Origin of the sequence: Bradyrhizobium cosmicum, assembly GCF_032290525.1 — a bacterium.
Lineage (GTDB): Bacteria > Pseudomonadota > Alphaproteobacteria > Rhizobiales > Xanthobacteraceae > Bradyrhizobium > Bradyrhizobium cosmicum_A.
Genome location: NZ_JASXTA010000002.1, coordinates 458,902 through 484,915, shown reverse-complemented (window position 1 = coordinate 484,915; position 26,014 = coordinate 458,902). Strand labels below are relative to the sequence as shown.

General features: G+C 64.0%; 27 protein-coding genes and 1 other RNA gene. 9 read left to right on the top strand and 19 right to left on the bottom strand.

The genetic code is table 11. The features are described 5' to 3' along the window. Position 1: 1 nt before the first annotated feature. The 3 genes from ilvN to miaA form a co-directional block, all read right to left on the bottom strand. Positions 2-544: an acetolactate synthase small subunit gene (ilvN, locus tag QSV46_RS06015; RefSeq protein ID WP_314947811.1), complete on the bottom strand. Its 543-nt coding sequence runs from the start codon at positions 542-544 to the stop codon at positions 2-4. A gap of 145 nt (positions 545-689) precedes the next feature. Next, positions 690-2,465, bottom strand: coding sequence for an acetolactate synthase 3 large subunit (locus QSV46_RS06010; RefSeq protein ID WP_314947808.1), 1,776 nt, complete (start codon positions 2,463-2,465; stop codon positions 690-692). A gap of 329 nt (positions 2,466-2,794) precedes the next feature. Next, positions 2,795-3,736, bottom strand: a complete 942-nt coding sequence (miaA, locus tag QSV46_RS06005; protein ID WP_314947805.1) for a tRNA (adenosine(37)-N6)-dimethylallyltransferase MiaA — start codon at positions 3,734-3,736, stop codon at positions 2,795-2,797. Between the two features lie 11 nt (positions 3,737-3,747). On the opposite strand from miaA, the gene serB reads away from it, so the two are divergent. After that, the gene (serB, locus tag QSV46_RS06000; protein WP_314947803.1) at positions 3,748-4,653 is read left to right on the top strand and encodes a phosphoserine phosphatase SerB; all 906 of its coding nucleotides are present in this window, start codon (positions 3,748-3,750) and stop codon (positions 4,651-4,653) included. Between the two features lie 144 nt (positions 4,654-4,797). On the opposite strand, the gene QSV46_RS05995 is transcribed toward serB, so the two are convergent. The 11 genes from QSV46_RS05995 to QSV46_RS05945 all read right to left on the bottom strand — a co-directional run bounded on the left by QSV46_RS05995 (position 4,798) and on the right by QSV46_RS05945 (position 14,462). After that, positions 4,798-6,294, bottom strand: a complete 1,497-nt coding sequence (locus QSV46_RS05995; RefSeq protein WP_314947801.1) for a Do family serine endopeptidase — start codon at positions 6,292-6,294, stop codon at positions 4,798-4,800. Positions 6,295-6,451: 157 nt separating this feature from the next. Further along, entirely contained in the window at positions 6,452-6,658 is a 207-nt protein-coding gene (locus QSV46_RS05990; protein WP_314947798.1) for a DUF2065 domain-containing protein, read from the bottom strand. A gap of 70 nt (positions 6,659-6,728) precedes the next feature. Continuing rightward, positions 6,729-7,619: a protease modulator HflC gene (locus QSV46_RS05985; RefSeq protein ID WP_314947796.1), complete on the bottom strand. Its 891-nt coding sequence runs from the start codon at positions 7,617-7,619 to the stop codon at positions 6,729-6,731. Next, on the bottom strand, positions 7,616-8,752 hold the full coding sequence (hflK, locus tag QSV46_RS05980; protein WP_314947793.1) for an FtsH protease activity modulator HflK: 1,137 nt from the start codon (positions 8,750-8,752) through the stop codon (positions 7,616-7,618). Before hflK ends, QSV46_RS05985 begins: the two co-directional genes overlap by 4 nt. A gap of 153 nt (positions 8,753-8,905) precedes the next feature. Beyond that, positions 8,906-9,415, bottom strand: coding sequence for a dihydrofolate reductase (locus tag QSV46_RS05975; RefSeq protein WP_314947790.1), 510 nt, complete (start codon positions 9,413-9,415; stop codon positions 8,906-8,908). After that, positions 9,415-9,900, bottom strand: coding sequence for a GNAT family N-acetyltransferase (locus QSV46_RS05970; protein ID WP_314947788.1), 486 nt, complete (start codon positions 9,898-9,900; stop codon positions 9,415-9,417). The genes QSV46_RS05975 and QSV46_RS05970 overlap by 1 nt, the downstream gene beginning before the upstream one ends. Positions 9,901-9,905: 5 nt before the next feature. Beyond that, positions 9,906-10,700 carry a thymidylate synthase gene (locus tag QSV46_RS05965; protein ID WP_314947787.1) on the bottom strand — a complete coding sequence of 265 codons (795 nt, stop codon included), beginning with the start codon at positions 10,698-10,700 and terminating at the stop codon, positions 9,906-9,908. A gap of 202 nt (positions 10,701-10,902) precedes the next feature. Then, a complete protein-coding gene (locus QSV46_RS05960) occupies positions 10,903-12,417 on the bottom strand; it encodes a tripartite tricarboxylate transporter permease (RefSeq protein ID WP_314947785.1) in 1,515 nt (504 codons plus the stop codon). Positions 12,418-12,424: 7 nt separating this feature from the next. Beyond that, a complete protein-coding gene (locus QSV46_RS05955; protein ID WP_314947783.1) occupies positions 12,425-13,234 on the bottom strand; it encodes a tripartite tricarboxylate transporter TctB family protein in 810 nt (269 codons plus the stop codon). A 95-nt stretch (positions 13,235-13,329) separates the two neighbouring features. After that, positions 13,330-13,860, bottom strand: a complete 531-nt coding sequence (locus QSV46_RS05950) for a chromate transporter (RefSeq protein WP_314947780.1) — start codon at positions 13,858-13,860, stop codon at positions 13,330-13,332. Then, positions 13,857-14,462, bottom strand: coding sequence for a chromate transporter (locus QSV46_RS05945; protein ID WP_314947778.1), 606 nt, complete (start codon positions 14,460-14,462; stop codon positions 13,857-13,859). Before QSV46_RS05945 ends, QSV46_RS05950 begins: the two co-directional genes overlap by 4 nt. A 96-nt stretch (positions 14,463-14,558) precedes the next feature. Between QSV46_RS05945 and ssrA the strand changes: the two genes are divergently transcribed. From ssrA to QSV46_RS05905, 8 genes are all read left to right on the top strand, one after another. Beyond that, positions 14,559-14,934, top strand: a transfer-messenger RNA (tmRNA) gene (gene ssrA, locus QSV46_RS05940). Positions 14,935-15,048: 114 nt separating this feature from the next. After that, the gene (locus tag QSV46_RS05935) at positions 15,049-15,567 is read left to right on the top strand and encodes an SspB family protein (RefSeq protein ID WP_314947775.1); all 519 of its coding nucleotides are present in this window, start codon (positions 15,049-15,051) and stop codon (positions 15,565-15,567) included. Positions 15,568-15,656: 89 nt separating this feature from the next. Continuing rightward, complete coding sequence (fumC, locus tag QSV46_RS05930) at positions 15,657-17,090, top strand: class II fumarate hydratase (protein WP_314947774.1); 1,434 nt, start codon at positions 15,657-15,659, stop codon at positions 17,088-17,090. Between the two features lie 275 nt (positions 17,091-17,365). After that, on the top strand, positions 17,366-17,554 hold the full coding sequence (locus tag QSV46_RS05925) for a DUF4169 family protein (RefSeq protein WP_314947771.1): 189 nt from the start codon (positions 17,366-17,368) through the stop codon (positions 17,552-17,554). After that, positions 17,551-17,805: a ribbon-helix-helix domain-containing protein gene (locus QSV46_RS05920; protein WP_314947768.1), complete on the top strand. Its 255-nt coding sequence runs from the start codon at positions 17,551-17,553 to the stop codon at positions 17,803-17,805. Before QSV46_RS05925 ends, QSV46_RS05920 begins: the two co-directional genes overlap by 4 nt. A gap of 115 nt (positions 17,806-17,920) precedes the next feature. Further along, on the top strand, positions 17,921-18,196 hold the full coding sequence (locus QSV46_RS05915) for a FeoA family protein (protein WP_314947766.1): 276 nt from the start codon (positions 17,921-17,923) through the stop codon (positions 18,194-18,196). Between the two features lie 35 nt (positions 18,197-18,231). Further along, the gene (locus QSV46_RS05910) at positions 18,232-20,103 is read left to right on the top strand and encodes a ferrous iron transporter B (protein WP_314947763.1); all 1,872 of its coding nucleotides are present in this window, start codon (positions 18,232-18,234) and stop codon (positions 20,101-20,103) included. Between the two features lie 277 nt (positions 20,104-20,380). Then, positions 20,381-20,878, top strand: a complete 498-nt coding sequence (locus QSV46_RS05905) for a GNAT family N-acetyltransferase (RefSeq protein WP_314947761.1) — start codon at positions 20,381-20,383, stop codon at positions 20,876-20,878. A 140-nt stretch (positions 20,879-21,018) separates the two neighbouring features. On the opposite strand, the gene QSV46_RS05900 is transcribed toward QSV46_RS05905, so the two are convergent. The 5 genes from QSV46_RS05900 to QSV46_RS05880 all read right to left on the bottom strand — a co-directional run bounded on the left by QSV46_RS05900 (position 21,019) and on the right by QSV46_RS05880 (position 25,638). Next, positions 21,019-21,339: a hypothetical protein gene (locus QSV46_RS05900; protein WP_187435970.1), complete on the bottom strand. Its 321-nt coding sequence runs from the start codon at positions 21,337-21,339 to the stop codon at positions 21,019-21,021. A gap of 25 nt (positions 21,340-21,364) precedes the next feature. Next, positions 21,365-22,402 (bottom strand): DUF1236 domain-containing protein, encoded by a 1,038-nt coding sequence (locus QSV46_RS05895; protein WP_314947755.1) that lies wholly within the window; start codon positions 22,400-22,402, stop codon positions 21,365-21,367. Positions 22,403-22,739: 337 nt separating this feature from the next. Next, the gene (locus QSV46_RS05890; protein WP_314947753.1) at positions 22,740-23,762 is read right to left on the bottom strand and encodes a glycosyltransferase family 4 protein; all 1,023 of its coding nucleotides are present in this window, start codon (positions 23,760-23,762) and stop codon (positions 22,740-22,742) included. A 134-nt stretch (positions 23,763-23,896) separates the two neighbouring features. Then, positions 23,897-24,106 (bottom strand): hypothetical protein, encoded by a 210-nt coding sequence (locus QSV46_RS05885; RefSeq protein ID WP_314947749.1) that lies wholly within the window; start codon positions 24,104-24,106, stop codon positions 23,897-23,899. 356 nt (positions 24,107-24,462) lie between these two features. Next, positions 24,463-25,638 carry a GAF domain-containing sensor histidine kinase gene (locus QSV46_RS05880; protein ID WP_314947746.1) on the bottom strand — a complete coding sequence of 392 codons (1,176 nt, stop codon included), beginning with the start codon at positions 25,636-25,638 and terminating at the stop codon, positions 24,463-24,465. Positions 25,639-26,014: the final 376 nt, after the last annotated feature.

The window sequence follows — 26,014 nt, the reverse complement described above, 5'->3', positions numbered from 1 at the left end:
CTCACATCCCTTCAGGCCCGCGGCCGATCGCGGCAACGCCGGTGCGCGACACCTCGATGAGGCCGAGCGGGCGCATCAGGTCGATAAACTGGTTGATCTTGTCGGTATTGCCTGTGATCTCGAACACAAAACTCTCGGTGGTGGCGTCGATCACGCGGGCGCGGAACGCATCCGCCAGCCGCAGCGCCTCGACGCGGTGCTCGCCCTGCCCGCGCACCTTCACCATCGCAAGCTCGCGCTCGATCGAGCGTTTGGTCTGGGTCATGTCGACGACGCGATAGACCGGGATTATGCGGTCGAGCTGGTGCTTGATCTGCTCGATCACCATCGGCGTGCCCGTGGTGACGATGGTGATGCGCGACAGATGCTTCTGGCTCTCGGTCTCAGAGACGGTGAGACTCTCGATGTTATAGCCGCGGCCGGAGAACAGGCCGATGACGCGCGCGAGCACGCCAGGCTCGTTCTGCACGAGCACCGAGAGCGTGTGCGTCTCGTTGGGATCGTGGCGCTCCTCGATGAAGTAGGCGGATGCGGGCTGGTTCATTGTCGTCCCCTCTATTCCTTCTCGTCATGCCCCGCGAAGGCGGGGCATCCAGTAATCACCGGCGTCGAGAGTCTCACGACGGCGGTGGCATACTGGATCGTCCGGTCAAGCCGGACGATGACAGCGGAGTTTGTGACCATCGCGCTCACACCAGCGCCTTGCCGCCCGCAAACGCCTTGGCCGTGGCCTCGTCGTTCGCCTGCTCGGGCAACAGCATCTCGTTATGCGCCTTGCCGGAGGGGATCATCGGGAAGCAGTTTTCCAGCGACGCGACACGGCAGTCGAACAGCACCGGGCGCTTGACCGAGATCATCTCCTGAATGGCGCCGTCGAGATCGGACGGCTTGTGCACCTGGAGGCCGACGCCACCATAGGCTTCCGCGAGCTTGACGAAATCGGGCATCGCCTCCGAGTAGGAATGCGACAGACGATTACCGTGGAGCAGTTGCTGCCACTGCCGCACCATGCCCATGTACTGGTTGTTCAGGATGAAGATCTTGATTGGCAGCTCGTATTGCACTGCCGTCGACATCTCCTGCATCGTCATCTGCACCGAGGCATCGCCCGCGATGTCGATCACGAGGCTGTCCGGGTGGGCAACCTGCACGCCGACCGCGGCCGGCAGGCCGTAGCCCATGGTGCCGAGACCTCCCGACGTCATCCAGCGATGCGGCTCCTCGAAACCGTAGAACTGCGCCGCCCACATCTGGTGCTGGCCGACCTCGGTCGTGATGTAGGTGTCCTTGCCGCGCGTCGCCTCGAACAGGCTCTGGATCGCGTGCTGCGGCAGGATCACGTCGTTGCTCTTTTTGTAATAGAGCGAGTTGCGGGCGCGCCACTGCGCGATCTGCTGCCACCAGGCCTTGATATCAGGCTTCTTCGCCTCGGCCTTGAACACCTGAAGGATGTCGCCGAGGATGTTGGCGCAATCGCCGATGATCGGCACGTCGACGCGGATGTTCTTGTTGATCGAGGACGGATCGATGTCGATGTGGATCTTCTTCGAGCCCGGCGAGAACGCATCGACCCGGCCGGTGATGCGGTCGTCGAAGCGCGCGCCGACGCACAGCATGACGTCGCAATCATGCATGCTCATGTTGGCTTCGTAGGTGCCGTGCATGCCGAGCATGCCCAGCCAGTTCTTGCCCGACGCCGGATAGGCGCCGAGGCCCATCAGCGTCGAGGTGATCGGAAAGCCGGTGACCTCGACCAGCTCGCGCAGCAGCTTGGTCGCCTCCGGGCCGGAATTGATGACGCCGCCGCCGCTATAGATCACGGGGCGCTTGGCGCCCGCGAGCAGCGCCACGGCCTTGCGGATCTGCGTCGCATCCCCCTTCACGCGCGGCGCATAGGAGCGGTGCACGTCGGACTTGCGCGGCGGATGATAGGTGCCGGTGGCGAACTGCACGTCCTTGGGCACGTCGACCAGCACCGGGCCCGGACGGCCCGTGGTCGCGACGTAGAACGCCTCGTGCAGCACTTTTGCGAGATCGTTGACGTCGCGCACCAGCCAGTTGTGCTTGGTGCAGGGACGCGTGATGCCAACGGTGTCGCACTCCTGAAACGCGTCGTTGCCGATCAGATGCGTCGGCACCTGGCCGGAGATGCAGACCAGCGGGATCGAGTCCATCAGCGCGTCGGTCAGCGGCGTCACCATGTTGGTGGCGCCGGGGCCGGAGGTCACCAGCGCGACGCCGGGCTTGCCGGTCGAGCGGGCATAGCCCTCAGCAGCGTGGCCCGCGCCCTGCTCATGGCGGACCAGGATGTGCTGGACCTCGCTCTGCTGGAAGATCTCGTCATAGATCGGAAGCACGGCGCCGCCGGGATAGCCGAAAATGTCGGTCACGCCGTGATCGATGAGCGCGCGGACGATCATCGCAGCGCCGGTCATCTGGTTCGGATCGTGGCTCTTGTCACTCATTGGCTTGCTCCGGATGCGCTGTTGCCAGCGGCTTCGTTCGTGTCGGGTTCGGGAAATAAAAAAGGCCCCGAAGAGGGCCCATGCACACCGCCTGTCATGTGGGTGGCAGCTAGCCACCCCCGGCGGTGTGCCTGGGTACGACGGCGATAAGGAGTTTGGTAATAATATTACGCATGGCAGGTGCCCGGCTTCCCAAAGGTTGCGCGAAACATAGCGGCCAAAGCCCGGATGTCAAGGCAATGCGGCCGTTCCCGCGCGATTTTGGCAGTGTAGCGGCGTTCCCGTGGTTCGGCGAGAGGTAAATTCGGGAACCAAGGCACAAAGGCGTGTCAGCCGGGGTCCCGTGCCGCGTTCACGATGGCGGCGAGCCATCCCCTCGCCTCCTCCGGCTTGATCCATTCGAACTCCGGCAGCTGGTGCCGGAACCAGGTGAACTGGCGCTTGGCGTAGTGGCGGGTGTCGGCGCGGCCGATCGTGGCCGCTTCCTCCAGAGCGAGTTCACCGCGCAGATGCCGGAGCAGCGCCGGCACCCCATGGGCCTTCATGGCCGGGAGCAACGGATCGAGCTGGCGGGCGGCGAGCCGCTCGACCTCCTTCAGCGCGCCGGCGCCCAGCATGGCGTCGAAGCGGGCATCGATCCGGGCGTAGAGCTCTTCGCGCTCGGGCGCGAGAAACACGGCGCGAAAACTGCCCTTGGGCAAGAGCGGCGGTTGGCCCTCGTGGTGCCAATCCAAGAGGGAGCGACCAGTCGCTTCGACCACCTCGAGAGCGCGCGCAATACGGGTTCGATCGCGCAGGTTCAATCGCACGGCAGCACGCGGATCGCAGCGCGCGAGTTCGGCGTGCAGCGCCTCGACGCCGTTTCGCTCCAGCCGCGCGCGCACGCCCTCGCGCACCTCGGCAGGAATCGGCGGCACCACGGACAGACCCGCCGTCAGCGCCTTGAAATAGAGCCCGGTGCCGCCAATGAAGATCGGAAGCCGGCCCTTGGCTTTCGCCTCTTCGAGCGCCTTCGCCGCGTCGGTCACCCAGGCGCCGGCCGAGAAATTCACGGCCGCGTCGACGTAGCCATAAAGACGATGCGGCACACGCGCCTCATCGGCCCCCGTCGGCCGCGCCGTGATGATGCGCAGATCGCGATAAACCTGCATGGAATCGGCATTGATGACGAGGCCGCCCGCGCTGAGGGCAAGCTCCAGCGCCAGCGCCGACTTGCCGCTCGCGGTCGGGCCTGCGATAAGCACGGCCTTGCTTGAATGCCCCTCGGTCACGAAAACCTCAAATGTCCCTCGTCGCCACGCTGATCTGCAATCCGAACAATCCCGCGCTCGATAGTACCATCGTCGACGGCGCCCGTGCCGTGCTGCCTCAGGCAACGCCCGCGCACTGGCTGTTCGACGGGGTTGCGGTCGACATTCCCTTCGGCGCCGACGGTAACCTCGAAGGCGACCGTCACGCCATCGAACAGCGGCTCCGCGAGCTCCGCGGCGACCTGCCGATCGACATCGTGGTGCAGCCAGTCGGCTTCCGGCGCAAGAAGCTTTTTCTCGCCGACATGGATTCCACCATGATCGGCCAGGAATGCATCGATGAGCTCGCCGATCTCGTCGGGATGAAGCCCCACGTGGCCGCCATCACCGAGCGCGCCATGCGCGGCGAGATCGAGTTCGAGCCGGCGCTGCGCGAACGCGTCGCGCTGCTGAAGGACCTTCCTGCCAACGTGGTCGACGAAGTCCTGGCCCAGCGCATCACGCTCACTCCGGGCGGCCGCGCGCTGGTCGCGACCATGCGCGCGCACGGCGCCTATACCTGCCTCGTCTCCGGCGGCTTCACCCTGTTCACGCGCGCGGTCGCAGCCAAGATCGGCTTCCAGGAGAACCGCGCCAACGAGCTCGTGGTGCGCGACGGCAAGTTCACCGGCGAGGTCAAGGAGCCGATTTTGGGTCGCGCGGCAAAGCTCGCGACGCTGGTGGATTTGATGGAGTCGTTCGATCTCGACGACCTCGACTCCGTCGTGGTCGGCGACGGCGCCAACGATCTCGCGATGATCCAGGCCGCGGGCCTGGGCGTGGCATATCACGCCAAGCCGGCGGTCGCGGCGGCGGCGGCGGCGCGGATCGACCATGGCGATCTCACCGCGCTGCTGTATGCGCAGGGGTATCGGCGCGAGGAATTCGTTGAGGGGTAGCCTCACCCGTCGTCAGCTCTCGCCGCACGCTCAGCAGCCGTAGGTGGGCAAAGGCGCACTAGCGCCGCGCCCACCACCTGCTGCGATGGTGGAAAGATGGTGGGCACGCTTTCGCTTTGCCCACCCTACGGAACTGCGCCGCGACTACTGCACGCTCAGCGCCACGAAGCGCAATTCGCCGTCGCCGTTCGAGACCAGCAGCAGCACGGACTTCTTGCCGTCCTTCTTGAGCTGGTCGACCCGCTTCTGAATGTCGGCGCCGCTGGACACCGCCTCCTGCGCCACCTCGACGATGACGTCGCCGGCGGAGAGGCGCTTCTCGGCAGCGTCCGAATTGGCGTCGACATTGGTGACGACCACGCCCTTGACGCTCTCCTTGATCTTGTAGCGTGTGCGCAGATCCTTGTTCAGCGCCGCGAGATCGAGACCGAGTGCCTTCTGCGTCACCAGCTTCTCCGGCGCGGGCTCGTCGGTCTTCACCGCGGCCTGCACCTTGTCGGGATCCTGGAGACGGCCGAGCATGACCTTCTTGATCTCTTCCTTGCCCTTGCGGATGATAACGACGTCGACCTCCTTGCCGACCGCCGTGTCCGCGACGACGCGCGAGAGATCCTTCGGGTCCTTGACGTCCTTGCCGTCGAACTTGACGACGACGTCGCCGGGCTCGATGCCGGCCGGTTTCGCCGGGCCCTTGTCGTCGACGCCTGCGACAAGCGCGCCGCGCGGCGGCTTGATGTTCAGGCTTTCGGCGATCTCATCGGTGACGCTCTGGATGCGCACGCCAAGCCAGCCGCGGCGCAACTCGCCGAACTGGCGGAGCTGGTCGACCACGGCGACAACCGTCTTCGACGGCACGGCGAAGCCGATGCCGATCGAGCCGCCCGAGGGCGAGATGATCAGCGTATTAACGCCGATGACGTCGCCATCGAGGTTGAACAACGGCCCGCCGGAATTGCCGCGGTTGATGGAGGCGTCGGTCTGGATGTAGCTGTCGTAGGGCCCCGAGGAGATGTCGCGGTTCTTGGCCGAGACGATACCAGCCGTCACCGTACCGCCGAGGCTGAACGGGTTGCCGATGGCGACCACCCAGTCGCCGAGGCGGAGCTTGTCGGAGTCGCCGAACTTCACCGCGACCAGCGGCTTGGTCGGCTTGAACTTCAGCACGGCAAGGTCGGTCTTCTTGTCGACGCCGACCAGCTCGGCCTTGATCTTGGTGCCGTCGTTGAGGATGACGTTGATCTCGTCGGCGTCCGCGATGACGTGGTTGTTGGTGACCGCGACGCCTGATGTGTCGATGATGAAGCCGCTTCCGAGCGAGTTGGTCTTGCGCGGCGGTGGGCTGTTCTCGCCGCCCTTGCTGCCGCCGCCGGGACCCTTGCGGTTCTTGAAGAAGTCGTCGAAAAACTCCTCGAAGGGCGAACCGGGCGGCAGTTGCGGCATGGTGTTGCTGCCGCCGCCCTTTGCCTCGACGGTCTGCGAGGTCGAGATGTTGACGACCGCGTCGATCACCTTCTCGGCGACGTCGGCGATGCCGTCCGGTCCGCGCGCAAGAGCAGGCGCGCTGAACGCGCTGAATGCACTGACGGCGAGCGCGGCGAGCCCTAGGCGCAAGCGGGTCGGAGCAATGGTGGCAGCGGTCATTGGTATCTCCAGAGAAAAAGATTAGGCGCCAGGGATTCCCGCCCAAGACTGCGCTCGAACGGGGGGACGGCGCAAGCGCGGACCTTGACGGGCCTCAAGACCCCGACAATACGGCGAAAACCCGCCTGTCGCCTTCACTTTGGCGTTGGCGCGAGGGCTAAATCGGGCGACGCATCACCCAGATCAGGACCAAGCCGGCCAGGGCCGAGCCGATCCCGACCGCCCGCAGGATATTGTCGGGCGTAGCGATGGCGCTCTTCATGGCCTTGCGCATCCAAGCCGGACTTGCCGCAAACATCAAGCCTTCGAGCACGAACAGGATGCCTAAGCCGATGAGGAAGTCGGCGAACGCAATGGACCTCATCGGATTGGAACTCCCGTTGTGCTGTTCTTGTCTGGACGAAGGGCGGCCCGATCTGCCGCCCCTGTCTGGCTTACGGCTTTGCCGGCGTCGCCATCTTGCCGGACGGGTTAACAAAGAACCGGAAGAAATCCGAATCCGGCCGCAGCAGGAAGCGGGTGTCGTTCGCGCGCAGCCCGGTCTCGTAGGCCGACATCGACCTGTAGAAGGCGAAGAAGTCGGCATCCCTGCCGTAGGCTTCCGCGAACAGGCGGTTGCGCTCGGCATCGCCCACGCCGCGGGTCTGCTCGGCCTGTGATCTGGCTTCCGCCTCGATCACGGTCGCCTCACGATCGGCCTTGGAGCGGATCTCCTGTGCCTTCTGGCCGCCCTGTGCGCGGAACTCGGCGGCTTCGCGCTCGCGTTCCGTCTTCATACGCAGGTAGACCGCCTGGCTGTTCTGCTCCGGCAGGTCGGCGCGGCGGATCCGGACGTCGACGACCTGGATGCCGTAGCCGTCGGCTTCGCGATCGAGGTGCTCTCGGATGCGCTGCATCAGCTTCTCGCGGTCGTCGCGCACCACGTTGATGAAGGTGACCTCGCCGAGCACGCGGCGCAGCGCCGCATTCAGGAGCGTGGTGAGCTGGATGTTGGCGGCCTGGATCGACCCGATGCTCTGATAGAAGCGCAGCGCGTCCTTGATGCGGTAACGCGCGAAGGCGTCGACCACGAGCCGCTTCTGGTCGGACGCGATCGCTTCCTGCGACGGGTTCTCCAGATCGAGAATCCGCTTGTCGATGTTGATCACCGAATTCCACGGCGCCTTGAAGTGCAGGCCGGGGTCGGTGACGACGTCGACGGGCCTGCCGAACTGCAGCACGATGGTCTGCTCGGTCTGCTGCACCGTGAACAGCGACATGTAGCCGACGATCACGACGAGCAGGAGCCCCAGCAGCGTGACGATACCTGTGACCGGAGACCTCATCGGCTGCCTCCGCTCGACTGCTGACCGGTGGTAGGTGGCCGTTTGGTCGTCAACTCGTTGAGCGGCAGATAGGGCACGACGCCCTGGCCCGAGGGACCGCCGTCATAGACGAGCTTGTCGGCACCGCCGAGCACGCGCTCCATCGTCTCCAGGTAGATCCGTTCACGCGTCACGTCGGGCGCCTTCTTGTATTCCTCGTAAACCTTCAGGAAGCGGGAGCTCTGGCCCTTGGCCTCGGCGACCGTCTGCTCCCTGTAGCCTTCGGCGGCCTGCATGATCTGCGCCGCGCGTCCGCGAGCCTGCGGCACGACCTGGTTGGCGTAGGTCTGCGCCTCGTTCTGCAACTGCTCGAGATTGGCGCGCGCCGCCTGGACGTCGCGGAACGCGTCGATGACCTGCGCCGGCGGGTCGACCTTCTGCATCTGCACCTGGCTGATCTGAATGCCGGCGCCGTAGCTGTCCAGGGTCCTCTGGATCAGCTCCTGCACGCCCTGTTCGGTGACGTTGCGCGCACCTGTCAGGATCGGCTGGATCTGCGAGCGGCCGATCACCTCGCGCATCGCGCTCTCGGAAACCGCCTTCACGGTGCCTTCGGGATTCTGGATGTTGAAGAGGAAGTCGCCGACGCCGTCAGGCTTGATGCGCCACAGCACGGTGAAGTCGACGTCGACGATGTTCTCGTCGCCGGTCAGCATCAGGCTCTCTTCCGGCACGTCGCGGATGGAACGGCCGCGCCGCGCCGGATCGTCGATCAGCGTCATGCCGATGGAGATGGTGGAGACGCGCAGCGCCTTCGGCAGCAGCACGGTCTCGATCGGATAGGGCAGATGATAGTTCAGGCCCGGCTGCACGGTGCGGACATGCTTGCCGAAGCGCAGCACGACACCGAGTTCCTCGGACTGCACGCGGAAAAAGCCCGACAGAAGCCAGAACGCGACAATGAGCAGGACGATCAGCGTGATGCCGACGCCGGAGAAATAGCCGCCCGGCATGATCTGCTGGAGACGGTCCTGGCCGCGCCGCAGAAGGTCTTCCAGATCCGGCGGTCTTGGCCCGACCGGTTGCGGTCCGTTGCCCCATGGCCCCTTTGGACCCGAGCCCCATGGGCCACCGCCCTGATTCTTCCACGGCATTCGACGCTCTCCTCGGCAGGGTGGAATTGCCCCCGCCCGCATTGTCCGGTCCGGCTTTATAGGGGACAGGCAGGTCCCTTACAACGCGGCCCTCGCCGCCTCTCGAGCTATGCTCGGGCACGAAAAAGTCAATGTAAACATTGGCGAAAGCGGTTAATGGCGGCGCCGCCGACGATATGTCACATAGGAGAAGTCGGCGCTGTCGTCGGGTCCGGCGGGATGGCGGACGCGCTTGACCTCGTCCCATTCTGCCTTGTCGATGTCGAAATGCGTGTCGCCTTCGGGCCGCGCGTGCACTTCGGTGATCTCGAGGCGATCGGCGCGATCGAGCCATTGCCGAAAGATCTCAGCGCCGCCGATCACCGCGATCTCGGCGACCGAACGCCGCAGGGCATCGCCGCGCGCAACTGCGCCCGCATCCGCAGACGACGTCGTGACGACGGCACCATTGGCGCGATAATCCGCATCGCGCGTGATGACGATGTTGGTGCGGCCCGGAAGCGGCCGGGGCAGGGATTCGAAGGTCTTGCGGCCCATGATCACGGGCTTGCCGATCGTGAGCGCCTTGAAGCGCGCCATGTCGGATTTCATTCGCCACGGCATCGCATTGCCCGCGCCGATGACGCCGTTCTCCGCAATGGCGACGACGAAGACGATCTCCATCAGGAGGTGCTCCCGGCAAGCCGGGTCAGCGCAGGACCGGTGACGCGGCACAGCGTCCAGTCGTCCATCATGACGGCGCCGAGCGACTTGTAGAACGCGATCGACGGCGCATTCCAGTCCAGCACCGCCCATTGCAGGCGCGACCAGCCGTTGTCGACGCATTCCTTGGCGAGATGGACCAGCAGCGCCTTGCCGAGGCCCCTGCCCCGATGCGACGGCCGCACGTAGAGGTCCTCGAGATAGATGCCGTGACGGCCACTGAAGGTGGAGAAATTGACGAACCAGACCGCAAAGCCCACGGCTTCGCCGTTCCACTCGGCAATCGCGCAATAGAGTTGCGGCCGCTCGCCGAACAGCGCGTCCGCAATCATCGTCTCGGTCGCCTCGACTTCGTGCGAGAGCTTCTCGTAGTCGGCGAGCTCGTGGATGAAGGCGAGAACAAGCCCGGCTTCGTCCGGGCGCACGCGGCGGATATTGAGCGACATCGATGCTAGACCGCGACTTCCGCCTTGATGTGCGGATGCGGGTCGTAGCCGACGAGCTCGAAATCCTCAAAGCGGAAGGAGAAAATGTCCTTCACATCGGGGTTGATCCGCATCACCGGCAGTGCCCGCGGCGCACGCGTGAGCTGCAGCCGCGCCTGCTCCAGATGGTTGGAATACAGATGCGTGTCGCCGAACGAATGCACGAAGTCACCGGGCTTCAGGCCCGTGACCTGCGCGACCATCATGGTGAGTAGCGCGTACGAGGCGATGTTGAAGGGCACGCCGAGGAACACGTCGGCCGAGCGCTGATAGAGCTGGCACGACAGCTTGCCGTTGGCGACGTAGAACTGGAACAGGCAGTGGCACGGCGGCAGCGCCATCTTGTCGACCTCGGCCGGATTCCAGGCCGAGACGATCAGGCGGCGCGAATCCGGATTGCGCTTGATCATGTCGACCACATTCGCGATCTGGTCGATGCTGCGTCCGTCCGGCGCCGGCCAGGAGCGCCATTGATGGCCATAGACCGGGCCGAGATCGCCATTGGCGTCCGCCCATTCGTCCCAGATGGTGACGCCGTTGTCGCGCAGATATTTGATGTTGGTGTCCCCCTTGAGGAACCACAACAGCTCATGCACGATCGCCTTCAGCGGCAGCCGCTTGGTGGTCAGCATCGGGAAGCCGGCGGACAGATTGAAGCGCATCTGATGGCCGAACACCGACAGCGTGCCGGTGCCGGTCCGGTCGGTCTTCTCGGCGCCGTCTGAAAGAATCCGCTCGAGCAAGTCCTGATACTGGTGCATGTGCCAATAAGCCTTTGGGGAGGCGGCAAACTTAACCGCCACCCCCGCGCTGCGACAGCGGCGATTCGCCGTCCCCACTGATTATACCCGGAAAAGTGAGCCTTCCCGGCGCAAACGACAAGGGGCGGAACTGACGTCCCGCCCCTCGTCCATCAGCTTGATTCCGTTGCCTAACTTGCCGGCTTGAACGCTGTCCCGCGGATCAGTTCTCGGATTCGGTGAACACCTCGTCGCGCTTGGCGCGCAACGCGGGCAGCACCGTGAGGACCAGCAGAAATGCCGCGACCCCCAGCAGCACTGCCGACAGCGGACGCGTCAGGAACACGCTCCAGTCACCGCGCGAGATCAGAAGTGCGCGGCGCAGGTTCTCTTCCATCAGCGGCCCCAGCACCATGCCGAGCAGCAGCGGCGCCGGCTCGAAATCGTGCTTGATCAGCCAGTAGCCGACGAGACCGAACACGCCCGCGAGGATGACGTCGACCGGCGCGTTGTTCACCGAGTAAATGCCGATCGCGCAGAAAATCACGATCGAGGGGAACATCAGCCGGTAAGGCACGCGAAGCAGCCGCACCCAGATGCCGACCAGCGGCAGGTTGATGATGATCAACATCAGATTGCCGATCCACATCGAGGCGATCATGCCCCAGACGAGGTCGGGCTGCTTCTGCATCACCTGCGGGCCCGGCACGATGCCGTGAATGGTCATCGCGCCCACCATCAGGGCCATCACCGCGTTCGGCGGGATGCCGAGCGTCAGCAGCGGGATGAACGAGGTCTGCGCCGCAGCGTTGTTTGCGCTTTCCGGCCCCGCCACGCCCTCGATCGCGCCGCGGCCGAACCGCGACGGATCCTTCGCAAGCTTCTTCTCGAGCGTGTAGGCCGCGAACGAGGCGATCACCGCGCCGCCGCCCGGCAGGATGCCGAGGATCGAGCCGAGCACGGTGCCGCGCAGAATCGCAGGCGTAGAGTCTTTCAGATCCTTCCGGGTCGGCATCAGACCGGTGATCTTCTGCTGCACGAGGTCGCGGTTCATCTCGGCGCCGGCGTCGAGATTGCGGATGATCTCGGCAAAGCCGAACACACCCATCGCGACCGTTGCAAAGCCGAGGCCGTCCGCGAGCTCCGGAATGTTGAAGGCCATGCGCGAAGCACCGGTCTCGATGTCGGAGCCGACCATCGACAGCAGCAGGCCGAACACGATCATCGCGATCGCCTTCAGCACCGAGCCCTTGGCCAGCACCACCGCAAAGATCAGGCCGAGCACCATCAGCGAGAAATACTCGGCCGGACCGAACGCCAGAGCGAGTTTTGTGAGCGGTGCGCCGAGGAGGGCGATCAGCACGGTCGCAACGCAGCCGGCGAAGAACGAGCCGATCGCGGCGATTGCCAACGCCGGGCCGGCGCGGCCCTGCTTGGCCATCTGGTGGCCGTCGATGGCGGTGACGACCGATGTCGCCTCACCGGGTATGTTGACCAGGATCGACGTGGTCGAGCCGCCATATTGCGCACCGTAATAGATGCCGGCGAGCATGATCAGCGCGCCGACCGGGGGCAATCCGAAGGTAATCGGCAGCAGCATCGCGACCGTCGCGATGGTGCCGATGCCCGGGAGAACGCCGACCAGCGTACCGACGAGGGCGCCGATCAGGCACATCAGGAGGTTGATCGGAGTGAGCGCGACGGCAAAGCCGTGAGCGAGGTTGGCAAAAATATCCATCACGCCCTCACTGGATCAGGAAACGCGGAAACATCGGCATCGGCAGGCCGAGCACGTAGGGGAAGAGGATGGCGCAGCCGAGCGTCAGGCAGGCGCCGACGATGGCGGCCTCCAGCCAGCGCGTCTCATGCGATCCGGTCGCAGCGATCATGAAGCTGACGAAGGCCGTGACCACGACGCCGAGCGGCCGGATCGCCAGCGCGAAAAACAGGATCGCAGCCATCACGAACAGCGGCCCGCGCCAGGAATAATGGGCGAATGCCGCTCCCTGCGTCATCAGGCCGGTCAACGCAATGCCGGCAGACAGGGCGACCAAGAGACCGCCGAACATACGTGGTGCTGTACCTGCGCCGAAAGAGAAACCGCGCATACCCTGCAGGTCGCTCCCTGCCCACAGCGCAAACAAGGCGAGCGCCATCAGCACGATCCCGCCGACATAATCCTGGGCCGACCTGATCGTCATGAACAGCGTGAGAATGGCCACCGCAAAGATTGGATAGGAATAGATCAACGCGAGGAGTGCATCCGACGAAAGCGTCGACTTGACGGTCGGACCTGGCGGCCACGAGAACAGGTAGCCCAGGATCGCGCCGGGGAGGGCAGACAGAATGAGAACGAAACTCTGGAGCGAAGTCGCAAGGGCCATTGTATGCCCGGCGACGACCTGCAGCGGGCCGCGTCCCGTGCCCCAGCCAAAAATCGTCCCGATCGACCAAATGAACTCGAAAATCTGCGGCGCGATCGCCAGCAGACAAAAACCGATCGCCACCGAGGTGTTTCGGGTGGCTGTCGCTGAGTGGCCCATCGTCTCGGCCATGCATGTCTCCTCCGCGACCCGTAAGTCACGCGCACTGTTGTTCTAATCGGCTGGAAAACGGATCCCCCGCCCGGATCACTGCCTAGCGATTTTCATCACACAATGCCAGCAAAACCAAACAGGCCCCCGGCGAGCAACAGCCATAGTGGATTGATGCGCGAGACGGAGGCGATCCCTGCAACCGTCGCGGTCAGGAGCAGTGCAACAAGAGTGCGATCGGTCGAGTGGGCCAGGATCAGGGCGCTGGCTGCCATCAATCCGATCGAAAGCGGAACCAGCGCAGCCTGAATCAGCGCGGGCCAGCGCGACTGGCTCGGCCTGTTCAGGAGACGGCTGACATAATAGGCAAGCAGCGCGGTCGGCAGGCACATCGCCAGCGTCGCCGCAAGTGCGCCGGGGATTCCGGCGACGGCATAGCCGATTAACGTAACGATAAGCACATTCGGACCGGGCGAGAACTGCGCGATCGCATAGGCGTCGGCGAACTGCTTGTCGGTCATCCAGTGATTCACCTCGACGGCGATGCGGTGCATCTCCGGCACCGCCGCCGCCGCGCCGCCGACTGCGAAGAGCGACATTAGACCAAAGGTGGAGATCAGCGCCCGAATCGGGTTTTCGCTATTCATGCTGCTACCTTCCGCCGCATGAAATATGTAACGCCGATGCTCACGGGAATCGCGACCAGCAACACCGCCTGGAGCGGCAGGCGGAGCACGCCGATCGCGATGAACACGCCGAGCATCAGGATGAGTGCGATGGCGTCCATCCGCTTTAACAAGGGCGTCATCATGCGGAAGACCACCGCGATCAGCAGCCCGACCGCCGCGCAGGAGATCCCCGCAAGGATGCGGCGCAGCACATCCACATCGCCGAACCGGGCGTAGATGATCGCGAGCACGGTCATGATCATCGTCGGCGGCAGCAACAACCCGGTAAAGGCGGCAACGCCGCCGGCAATCCCGCGCAGCCGCGAGCCGAACACCATCGACAGATTGACGATGTTGGGTCCCGGCAGGAAATGGCAGAGCGCAAAGGTCTCGTTGAACTCGTCCGCGGTCATCCAACGGTGCTGATCGACGATGGCGTGCCGGGCAAACACCAAAACCCCGCCGAAACCGGCCAGCGACATCCGGGCAAAGGCCAGGAACAGCGCAAGCAGGCCGGGCGGTGGGGCGTGGACGGCGAGGACATCCGGCTCTTGGGCGGCCGGTGCTGAATCCGTGGACATGTCAGGAGCTTAGAACGCGCGCGGCAGCGGGGCCAAGATCATCCGGCGGGCGGTGCGGAACCTCTTCAAAAGGAAACGTGGGATCGCTGCTCGAAACCCCTGTTTTTTGAGAGCTTTACCCCCTATATTGTGAGTGCCGGTTCGCCGGCTATGGAAATAAACGGTCGTCGCAATAAACCATTCGGACCCGGGGGCGGTACCCGGCGCCTCCACCAAAGCCCACCGATTTTCGGGCTTCAGCCTGCCGAGAGGCGGGTTTTGGCGGGGGCGAAATAGGATCGACGAGGGCGTAAAGGGCGAACTTTTTCCCGGTATTGTTCCGCCGTTATCGGGCTATGCAATAGTTGCCAACGACAACTTTGCTCCGGTTGCTCAGGCTGCGTAACGCAGTTTGAAAGACCATTCTGAAGTCCTAACGGGTTAAGCTCCGTTAGGCGGGGTTCGGAGGCACCTGGCAACAGAAGCCTCCACTTACCTTTGATTTCCTTTCCGGCGGGGACTCCTGCTGACCCGTCAGGCGCGGTACTATTGCGGCTTGGCGAGTCGGGCCGGCAGGGCCCAGCTCCTGGAATGCAACAGGACCATCATGGCGACCGATCATATCCGATACGATGTGCTGGCCCGTGACGCGCTGCGCGGCGTGCTGCGGAAGGTGCTGACCGACGCCGCGTCCCATGGACTGCCGGGCGAGCATCATTTCTTCATCACCTTCGTCTCGAAGGCTGACGGCGTGAAGATCTCATCGCGGTTGCTGGCGCAGTATCCGGAAGAGATGACGATCATCCTGCAGCACCAGTTCTGGGATCTGACCGTGCTCGAGGACCGTTTCGAGGTCGGCCTGTCCTTCGGCGGCATCCCCGAGCGGCTGGTGGTGCCGTTCAGCGCCATCAAGAGCTTCCTCGATCCGTCCGTGAAGTTCGGCCTCCAGTTCGACACCTCCGATGTCGCCGAGGTCTTGCCCGAGAATTTGCCGGCCGCTCCTGCGCCGTCGGCCGTCGCGGTGCCAGCCTCTGCCACCGGGACGGCGGAGAGCGCGGAAGAGCCGACCGCCCCGAGCGAGGGCGGCGCCGAGGTCGTGCGGCTCGATCGTTTCCGCAAGAAATGATCTAGGTTCGGCGCGCAGCCGTCGCGCCCGGCCAAACTGCCTATATAGAAGAGCACATGAAGAGGCCGTGCGGCGTTTCGCGCGGCGGAATGGATGTGCTCATGGCCAAGACCACCAACGCGAAGACCGCCCGCCCCGCGACCCGCACCGAGACCGACAGTTTTGGTCCCATCGAGGTCCCCGCCGACCGCTATTGGGGCGCACAGACCGAACGCTCGCGCCAGAACTTCCGCATCGGCACCGATCGCATGCCGATCCCGCTCGTGCACGCGCTCGGCATCGTCAAGCTCGCCGCGGCTCAGTCCAACCTCGAGCTCGGCCTGCTCGACCGGCGCAGCGCCAATGCCATCATCCGTGCCGCGCGCGAGGTGATCGAGGGCAAGCTGGACGACCATTTCCCGCTCGTGGTGTGGCAGACCGGCTCCGGCACCCAGAGCAACATGAACCTCAACGAGGTGATCGCCAACCGCGCCAATGAGCTGCTTGGCGGCGAACTCGGCGCCAAGAAGCCGGTGCATCCCAACGATCACGTCAACATGAGCCAGTCGTCGAACGACTCGTTCCCGACCGCGATGCACATCGCCGCCGCAAGCCGCATGCATGCCGATCTCGTCCCTGCCCTCGGCGAGCTGCTTCGCGCGCTGCGCAAGAAGGAGAAGGAGTTTGCCAGGATCGTCAAGATCGGCCGAACCCATACCCAGGACGCAACGCCCCTGACGCTCGGCCAGGAGTTCTCCGGCTATGCCGCGCAGGTCGAAAGCGGCATCGCCCGCCTCAAGGTGGCGGTGAAGGACCTTTATCCGCTGGCGCAGGGCGGCACCGCCGTCGGCACCGGCCTCAACTCGAAGCCGCGCTTTGCAAAGCTGTTCGCAAAGCACGTCGCCGCGATCACCAAGCTGCCCTTTACCAGCGCGGCGAACAAGTTCGAGGCGCTGGCTTCGAACGACGCCTATGTGCTGGCGCACGGCGCCATCAATTCGGTCGCGACAGGCCTGTTCAAGATCGCCAACGACATCCGCCTGCTCGGATCGGGCCCGCGCTCGGGGCTCGGCGAGCTGATCCTGCCGGAGAACGAGCCGGGCTCTTCGATCATGCCTGGCAAGGTCAATCCGACGCAATGCGAGGCGATGACCATGGTGTGCTGCCAGGTGTTTGGCAATCACACCGCCATCACGATCGCCGGCAGCCAGGGCCATTTCGAGCTCAACGTCTACAAGCCCGTGCTGGCCTACAACATGCTGCACTCGATACGCCTGATGGCCGATGCCGCGCGCTCCTTCACCGAACATTGCGTCAGCGGCATCCGCGCCGACGAGAAGCGCATCAGGGAGCTGATGCAGCGGTCACTGATGCTGGTAACGGCACTTGCCCCGAAAATCGGCTACGACAACGCCGCCAAGGTGGCCAAGACCGCGCACGCCAACGGCACCACTCTGAAGGAGGAGGCGCTCCGCCTCGGCTTCGTCTCGGCGGATGAATTCGACCGCCTGGTGCGACCGGAGAAGATGACCAGCCCCGGTTGAGATTCCGAATTCAGATGGTCATCCGTAGTGATACGGACGCTTGATTCGTAGAAATGTAGGGCTTTGCGGGCCGGATTTGATTACCGTCAATGTTGCGGCCGGCCGGCGTGCTACGCAGCCTTTCCGCCCCCGGCGGGCGAGATTCATCGTTTGGTGGACCGAGGCCGATTGACGAGGACGAACGAATGGCGATCAAGTCTTGTGGGCCGCGACGCGGCACCCTGTTTCTGAATGTTTCATCCTGCCTGAAGAGGATTGGATGATGGAGACGCGGCATGGGGAACGTCATCAACCTGAATCGTTTCCGGAAGCGCGCCGAGCGGGAAGCCTCGGCGAAGCAGGCGGACGCCAACCGGGCGAAGTTCGGCCGCACGAAGGCGGAGCGGTCGGCGGAGGAGACGCACGCGGACCAAGCGAAGGCGCGCCTGGACCAGCATCAGATCGATCGCGAGGATCCGTCATGAAATCGCCCGTGGTGAAACGATCGATCGTCGTCGCCGGCCACAAGACCAGCGTCAGCCTGGAAGAAGCGTTCTGGAACGGCATGAAGGAGATCTCGGGCCTGCGCAACATGACGCTGTCCGAGCTCGTCGGCGAAATCGACGGCGCCCGCCAGCAGGGCAATCTGTCCTCGGCGATCCGCCTGTTCGTGCTCGACTACTTCAAGAGCCGCGCCATGGCCGCCATCCAACAGGACAAGGTCCCGGCCCAGTAGCCGCCGGGGCGCTTTCCCGGAGCGTGCCGCGGTCTGCACTTTAAAATCACTCTAAGGTGCTGTTTCAGCGAGCCAGCGCGCTTGACCTCAATGCCCTGCGTTGAAAATACAGGGCATGACCGACACCAATGAGACGCGTCCGCAAATGCCGCTGGGCCTGGCCCAGCGCGGCTACACCGGCGTCATCCAGCATCTTTCCGCCAGCGAGGCAGGCTCGGCGCTCTCGGACATCGAACTCGAGAGCCGCCTGATCGAGCTCGGCTTCGTCGAGGGCGCCCGGGTCGAGGTCCTGCACGAGGGCTTGGTCGGGCGCGACCCGATCGCCGTCCGCGTCGACAACATCACGATCGCGGTCCGCCGTCGTGAAGCCATGGCCATCATCGTCGCTTAGATAGCGGCAGGACCCCTGATCCAAGGCCTGATCCCATGGAATTACCCCTGCTGCATCTCGCCCTGGTCGGTACGCCAAACAGCGGCAAGACCTCGCTGTTCAATGCCCTGACCGGCAGCCGGCAGAAGGTCGCGAACTATCCGGGCGTCACCGTCGAGCGCAAGGAAGGCTTCTTCGTCACGCCGCAGGGGCGTCAGATCTCCGTGGTCGATCTGCCCGGCACCTATTCGCTGCGCGGCCGTAGCCCGGACGAGGAGATCACCCGCGACTTCGTGCTCGGCAAGGCCTCCGGCGAGACCGTGCCCGACCTCGTGCTGTGCGTGGCCGATTCCACCAATCTGCGCCTGACCATCCGCCTGCTGCTGGAGCTCAAGCGCACGGGACGGCCGATGGTCCTCGTGCTCAACATGTTCGACATCGCGAGCCGCCGCGGCATTACTGTCGACGTGGAGCGGCTCGCCAAGGAGCTCGGCGTGCCCGTGGTCACCTCGATCGCGGTGCGCAAGGGCGGCACCGCCGACCTGCTGGTCCTGACCGACGAGATCTCGGCAAAGCTCGCCGCCGAGCCGGCCGAAAACACCTGGCGCGCGCTCAGCGTCTCAGAGCTGCGCGCCACCCAGCGCGAAGCCGACCGCATCATCGCCGACTGCGTCAGCCTGCCTGCTAGACCCGACACCTGGACCGCGCGGATCGATGCCGTAGTGCTGCACCCCGTCGGCGGGCTGATCGTGCTGGCGCTGATCCTGTTCGTGATGTTCCAGGCGGTGTTTGCCTGGGCACAGCCGCTGATGGACCTGCTCAACAACGGCTTCGACGCGCTCGGCGAGTTCGTTCACGCCACCCTGCCTGCCGGCCTGCTTCAGAGCTTCCTTCAGAATGGCGTGATATCTGGCGTCGGCAGCGTCATCGTGTTCCTGCCGCAGATCATCATCATCTTCCTGTTCATCCTGCTCTTGGAAGATTTTGGCTACATGGCGCGCGCCGCGTTCCTGATGGACCGCATCATGGGCGGCGCGGGACTACACGGCCGCGCCTTCATTCCGCTGCTGTCGAGCTTTGCCTGCGCCATTCCCGGCATCATGGCGACGCGCGTGATCGACAACAAGCGCGACCGGCTGACCACGATCCTGATCGCGCCGCTGATGACCTGCTCGGCGCGCATCCCCGTCTACACGCTGATCATCTCCGCCTTCATTCCGGCCAGAGACGTCTGGGGTTTCGTCAACCTCCAGGGGCTCGTGATGTTCGGCCTCTATGCGGCCGGCATCGCCAGCGCGCTGGCGGTCTCGTTCCTGATCAAGTTCTTCATGCTGCGCGACTATGCGCCGGCGCCGTTCATGCTGGAGCTGCCGGACTACAAGATGCCGCGGCTGAAATCGATCGCGATCGGCGTCTACACGCGGGCCAAGATGTTTTTGCATCGCGCCGGCACCACGATCTTCTCGATGATGGTGCTGATCTGGTTCCTGGCCTCGTTCCCGCAGCCGCCCGCGGGCGCGACCGAGCCCGCGATCGACTTCAGCCTCGCCGCGATGATCGGCAAGGCGCTGGAGCCGCTGCTCGCCCCAGTCGGCTTCAACTGGCAGATCGCGGTCGCGCTGATCCCCGGGATGGCGGCGCGCGAGGTCGCTGTCGCAGCCCTCGGCACCGTCTATGCGATCGAAGGCGGCAAGGAAGCGGCCGAGCAGATCGGCCAGGTGCTGGCGACGAAATGGTCGCTCGCAACCGCCCTGTCGATGCTGGCCTGGTACATCTTCGCCCCGCAATGCGCCTCGACCCTGGCGGTGATCCGGCGCGAGACCGGCAGCTGGGGATGGATGGCGGCGACCTTCGCCTACATGCTGGTGCTGGCCTATGCGGCGAGCCTCGTGACGTACAATGTCGCGGTCGCGCTGGGGGCGGGTTAGATCCTCGCAAAACCAAAACTGCGAAAACAACCCCATGCACAGTAGACGGGGGCCGTGAAATCAATGGCTTACGTGTGCACAAAAATCATTCGACCGTAGCTCGGATGGAGCGCACCGAAATCCGTGGTGCTTCGATGTTTCACCGGACCCTGATTGCGCTTCGCTGCATCCGGGCTACAGACCAACTGCCTGTTGCTCCGTCGGGCAAAACACTGACACAATGGCATCATCGGCCTCGTCGATATCGAGATCGCGACCAGAGCGGCTCCCTGCGTCCATGAATCGTTTCAGCACCAACAGACTAACCGCCGAGAGGCTGAACGAAAATCACCTCGCCGACCTCGTCTCGCTGCATCTCGATGCTGAAGTGTCCCGCTATCTCGGCGGCGTGCGCGCGCCCGAGGTCACGAAGACCTATCTTGCCACCAACATGGCGCATTGGGACCAGCATGGCTTCGGGCTGTGGACGCTGCGAACGAACGACGGCGCGTTCGCGGGACGGGCGGGCATCCGGCACATCCTCGTCGACGATATCGACGAGATCGAGATTGCCTACGCGTTCAAACGTGAGTTCTGGGGCCTGGGGCTTGCGAGCGAGATCGCGACCGCGCTGACGGACATCGGGCTGTCCCATTTCGAGCTGCCGTCTCTGATCGGCATCGTCTTCGCCGGGAACGGCGCGTCGCGCCGCGTGCTGGAGAAATCGAATTATGTCCTCGAGCGCAGCACGTACCGCCACGGCGAAGACGTCGTGATTTACCGCGCCCGACGGTGAGAGATCGGAAGGCTATCGTGCCGATCGGAGTGGGGCGTGTGCTCATAACTCCAGCGCCTTCGTTCTCCGGGCATATCGCATGTGAGAATAACCACCCGAGCGGCAAGGCCGCCCCGGAGGGCGGCCTTGGATGATCCAGCTTACCAGCGGCCGGTGCCGAAGCTGAAGCCGATGCTGGGCCCGCCGCCGTAATAACCGTATCCGCGATCATAGTAGCCGGGACCGCCATAATATCCGTAGCTCCGGCGCACCACGTAGCCGTCATCGCCGTCGTAATAGCGTTGTACATAGCGCGGCCCGCGGGTCCGGAAGCAGCGGCCGTACTCGTTGCATACCAGGCGAACCTGATCGACGTTCGCGATCTCTGCCGATCCGATTGCGGTGGGATTGAGCGGAGCCGCCGAAGCGGCCGAGGCCAGCACGGCGGCGGCCGTAAAAGTACCGAAAGCGATCATCCTCATGTTCGTTCTCCTTGCTGCGACCAGATCAGTCGATCTCTTCAATGATGCGACGCTCCTGCGGCTCCACTATGTAGGTCCGGCTGTCGCGATGGATGTAACGGTACTCGCGCAGGCCGGGGGACTCGCGATAGACCTCCTCGGGGAACGCCTCGAACTCGACGCCCTCCGGCACGCGCTCGCCGGTGCGGATCTCGGTTCTTACCGTGCTGCCCGTGGTGCGCCGTTCGGCGGGACGCGCTTTAGCGTGCTTGCGGATCACTTCACGATCCCGATCGCTGAACGTGGCCTTGCGCTGTTCCGTGCGGGCCGGAGCGGCCGCCGTGGACCGGCCGGAGTACGGCAGAACCGCGACGATCTTGTAGCTCGAAGGCTCAACGATCACGATCTCGTCCTTCACCAGGACGAAGTTATAGCCGCGATATTGCGGCACCACCTCGACGACCTCGTTGGGCAACGGCTGCAGGCGAACGTCTCGCGGCACGGCCGTGCCAACCGACAGCGAAAAGTTCACGCTGGTGAGCGGCTGGACGTTGAGGCGCGACACCGACTGGCTGATGCGGGTGCGTTGCTGGTCGTTGATATTGACGGATGCGTTCACGTCGGTGCTGGAGGAACGGTCGGCCGTGGTCTGCTGCGTGCTTGGCTGCTGGGCCGTGTTCGTCGCGCCGCTTCCGGTCTGAGGCTGCTGCGACCGGTTGTTGGCGGCGGGCGGCGGATTTGAGGACGGTGTCTGAGTGGTCGCCGGAGAATTGGCTTGGGCCTGGCTCGGCGAATTGCCAGAGGCCCGTGCCTGCGAGGTGCTCGTTCCGGAGTTCGGCGTCGGCGACTGCCGGGCGGCGTCCTGATTGTTCGAAGCCGGCGCCTGGGTCTGAGCCGAATTGTTCGACGAGGAAGACGAAGGTGCGGTCTGCGCCGGATTGGCGGGCGTAGCCGTGGAGGTGGAGTCCTGCTGACGCTGCGAGGCCGAAGGATTCTGGCCCGAAGTGCTCGGACTCGATTGCGCGAATGCGGAAGTCGCTATCGCCAGGGCTGCGCTAGTGGCCAAAAGTAAACGCTTGTTCATATGAAGCTCCTTGAATGCTGTGTCTCAAATGCTGTGTCGCGACAACATTCGGAGGCGAGCCGTGGTTCCAAATTCGGGAAATAGTGGCAATTGGCCGTCGCGAGGATCGTCTCTTTCGGGCCTACGAAGCAGGAACTTCGCAGCCTGCGATGCCTTGGACGCCTTGCGGCGGGAATAAACGGAACCTGTCGAAGGGTAACACCCCGTCAGCGACGAGGTCCGCGGCCCTTCCACATCGAGAAGCGATGAAAGGAAATCTCCGCCAGCTTGCGTTAGGCCGACTTTCGTCGAATCCTTTTGCGTTGCGGTCCGGGGCGCACTCTCGGTTCGCGGCCCTCTACAGGAGGGACCTCCGGTATTGGTTTTCGTACTCTTTTGCCATTCGCTTTGCCGAAAAACGCTGCTCAAACCGGGCGCGCACTTTTCGTCTGTCCAGACGCTCCAGCTCGTTGACCGCCTTGATGGCCTGCGCCTCGTCCTCGACGATGAAGCCGGTGAGGCCGTGCTCGACGATCTCGGGCACGGAGCCCGACCGATAGGCGATGACCGGCGTCCCGCACGCCATCGCCTCTATCATCACAAGACCGAACGGCTCCGGCCAGTTGATGGGAAACAACAAGGCGGCGGCGCCGGCGAGGAATGGCTGCTTCCCCGCGTCATCGACCTCGCCGACGAGCTGGACGCTCTTGCCGTCGATGTGAGGTTCAAGCCGCTTCTTGAAGTAGGCAGTCTCGGCACGGGGTATCTTGGCGGCGATGCGCAGGGGCTTCCCAGCAGTGCGCGCGATGCGGATCGCGGCCTCCGGTCCCTTCTCCGCGGTCAGGCGGCCGAGAAACGCCAGATATGGTCCCGGTTCGTAAGACGGCTGAAACAAGCGCGTCGGCAAGCCGTGGAGGATCGTGCCGATCCAGTTCGCATCCGGAAGCGGCAGGCGCTGATGGTCGGAAATCGAAACGAAGCCCGCTTCCGCATACTCCCGGACGACGTCCGATAGTCCCGGCAGGTCTAGCCGGCCGTGCATGGTCGTGAGAAACGGCACGCCGGTGCGGCGCAGGACCGGAAGAGGCAGCCAGTCGATATGGGAGTGGATCACGTCAAAGTCGCCCGCGCACTTCGCGATGGCTTCAATCGCCAGAGCGCAGGCGGCGCTTGGATCGGCGCCCCTCCGCCCGAGGCGCAGCGCGCGGGGCCATACCGGATGAAGCTTGCCGCTTGTACGGGAGTCGCCGCTCGCAAACAGGGTGACGTCGTGTCCGAGCTCTACCAGTTCATCCACCAGCCAGGCGATCACCCGCTCCGTGCCGCCATAAAGTTTTGGAGGGACGCTTTCGGCCAGGGGAGCGAGTTGGGCGATGCGCATCGGTCCCTAAACCCCTAACGCGCATCGCAAGGCCAGCACGACCGTCGCTGAGATGAGGAACGAGATCGCCAGCAGCGTCCAACCGGGCCTCGTGCTTTCGCGAGCCACCCGCGCGACGAGCATCTTCATGCAGGTCAACATTCGTCCGCGGGTAGCCGGTGCAGGTAGGCGAGTCCCAAGCTTGCGAGTTCTTCGGAATCGCCTTCTCGCTCTTCCCCTCTCCTTTGCAGGTGACGCTCGAGCAGGCAGCGACGGTTGTCGGACGCATCAACATCCGGATGCGTCGCCCGGAAGACCGACCACGCCGTGTCTGCGGCCCTTCTCACGGTAACCTCGTCCACCATTCTCCCGCTCCAGCGTCTCGAATCTCATCGTTTGCAACTCAACATGCCCTGGAAGGTTTCCAAGTTTTCCCGAAAGAGCTGATCCACTCCGCTCGTTGCACCGCATCCAACTGACGGCTGCGCCGATGATCGTGCGCCCCACTTGCCGCGACGGCTGAGCGCATTGCGCTCGTGCCAAAGCCGACCGCTGGCGACAACTCGTAGCATGGGTAGCGCGGCGCGAAACCCATCACGTCTCAACAAACTCTGAAGCAACGATGGGTTCGCAAGAGCTCCGCCCCATCCTACGGACTGGATTGACGTCGAATGACTTCCGACGCGGACAACATCAAAGGATTGTGGCGCGGCACGCCTTCTCAATCGTTGGCCTGTGGTGTCGGGAACGACGCGGTGAACACCGTTTCATCCCGCACCGACGATGCGACGATCGACCCGCCATGGGCGCGCGCGATCTCCTGGGCAATGTATAGCCCGAGCCCAAGCCCTTTTTGGTTCGGCAGAACGTCGCCGCGATCGAACGCGGTGAAAAGGCGCGGCATCGTTTCGGCCGGAATTGGCTCACCTTTGTTGACAACGCTAATGTCGAAGCCAGCTTCGATCGTGCTGGCCAGCACCTTGATAGGCTGGCTGGCGTCTCCATAGGAAATCGCGTTGCCGAGAAGGTTGGACAGCATCTGACCAATGCGGAGGACGTCGATCCTCACGTTCCCCGGGACGTTGACTTCCGTTTCGATAAGCCGATCTGGATGCACGTACTTGAACTCCGAGACGATCTGCTCGATGACGGGCCCGAGCGCCACGTCCTTGAGCCTCAGCTGCATTCCCGCACCAAGCCGCGCGCGGGCGAAGTCCATGACGTTGTCGATCAGGCCCGCCATCCGGGCCACGCTTCCTTGCAGAAGAGTGATCCAGTTCCGTCCCTCCTCATCGACCTTCTTGTTCAGAAGCCGAAGGCCGCCCTGGATCGAGGCAAGAGGGTTTCTCAGGTCATGACCGAGTACGGCGATGAACTGCTCGCGCAGTTCCGCGTTGCGTTGCTCGAGCGCGAGCCTGCTCTCGCTCTGCTCGACGCGGTCGACAGCGTCGAGGTGAGACGCGATCAGCTCCGCAAAAAGCTTGAACATGCCAATGATTTCGGGGGTCCGAAGCTTGCGCGGCTTCGGATCGATCGCGCAAAGAGTTCCGAAGAATGAACCGTCCGGAAGAATGATCGGCACGGAGATGTAGCTTTGGAAGCCATATTGCGCGGGAGTGTGATGCTCGCAGTAAGCAGCATCTTCACTGACATTGTCGATGACGACGGCCTCGCGGCTCTGCCGGATCTCATGGCAGATCGTGGTTTCGACCTTGAGCTCGTCACCGGGCTTCAACCCGAACGCAAGTTCGTCACGCGAGGCACAGGTGATCCACCTGTCCTCGGTCACGCGGGCAACGGCCGTAAACCCCATGCCAGTGGTCCGGCTGACCACGTCCAGGATGGTCGAGACCGCAGCGATTCCGCCGATCTTGGCTATGTCGCGCTCGAAATCCATTGCAACTCCGTGTCGGGAACGGCGCACCGCGCGGCGTGCTGGAGAAATCCGACTATGTCCTCGAGCGGAGCACGATCCGTCACGTTGAGGATGTCATGATCTACCGCAAAGGACGCTGAGAGACGGGCCGCGATCAGGATGCTTGGTCCAATTCTGAACCGACTCGGCTTGAGCTCTCGTCGTATCCTCAACTGACACTCCGCGGGAGCGGGTCCGGCAACGGTACCCCTTTTACACGAGATACCCGAACGTCTCGGTCCAATCGCGCCACTCGCCCCACGGGAACTCAACGCCCATACAGGAGTTCCATATGCAGACTCTGTCCGGTCCAGGTCCCGGCTACTCCTTAGCGTTGGCACAAAGAGGGGCCTCCCGA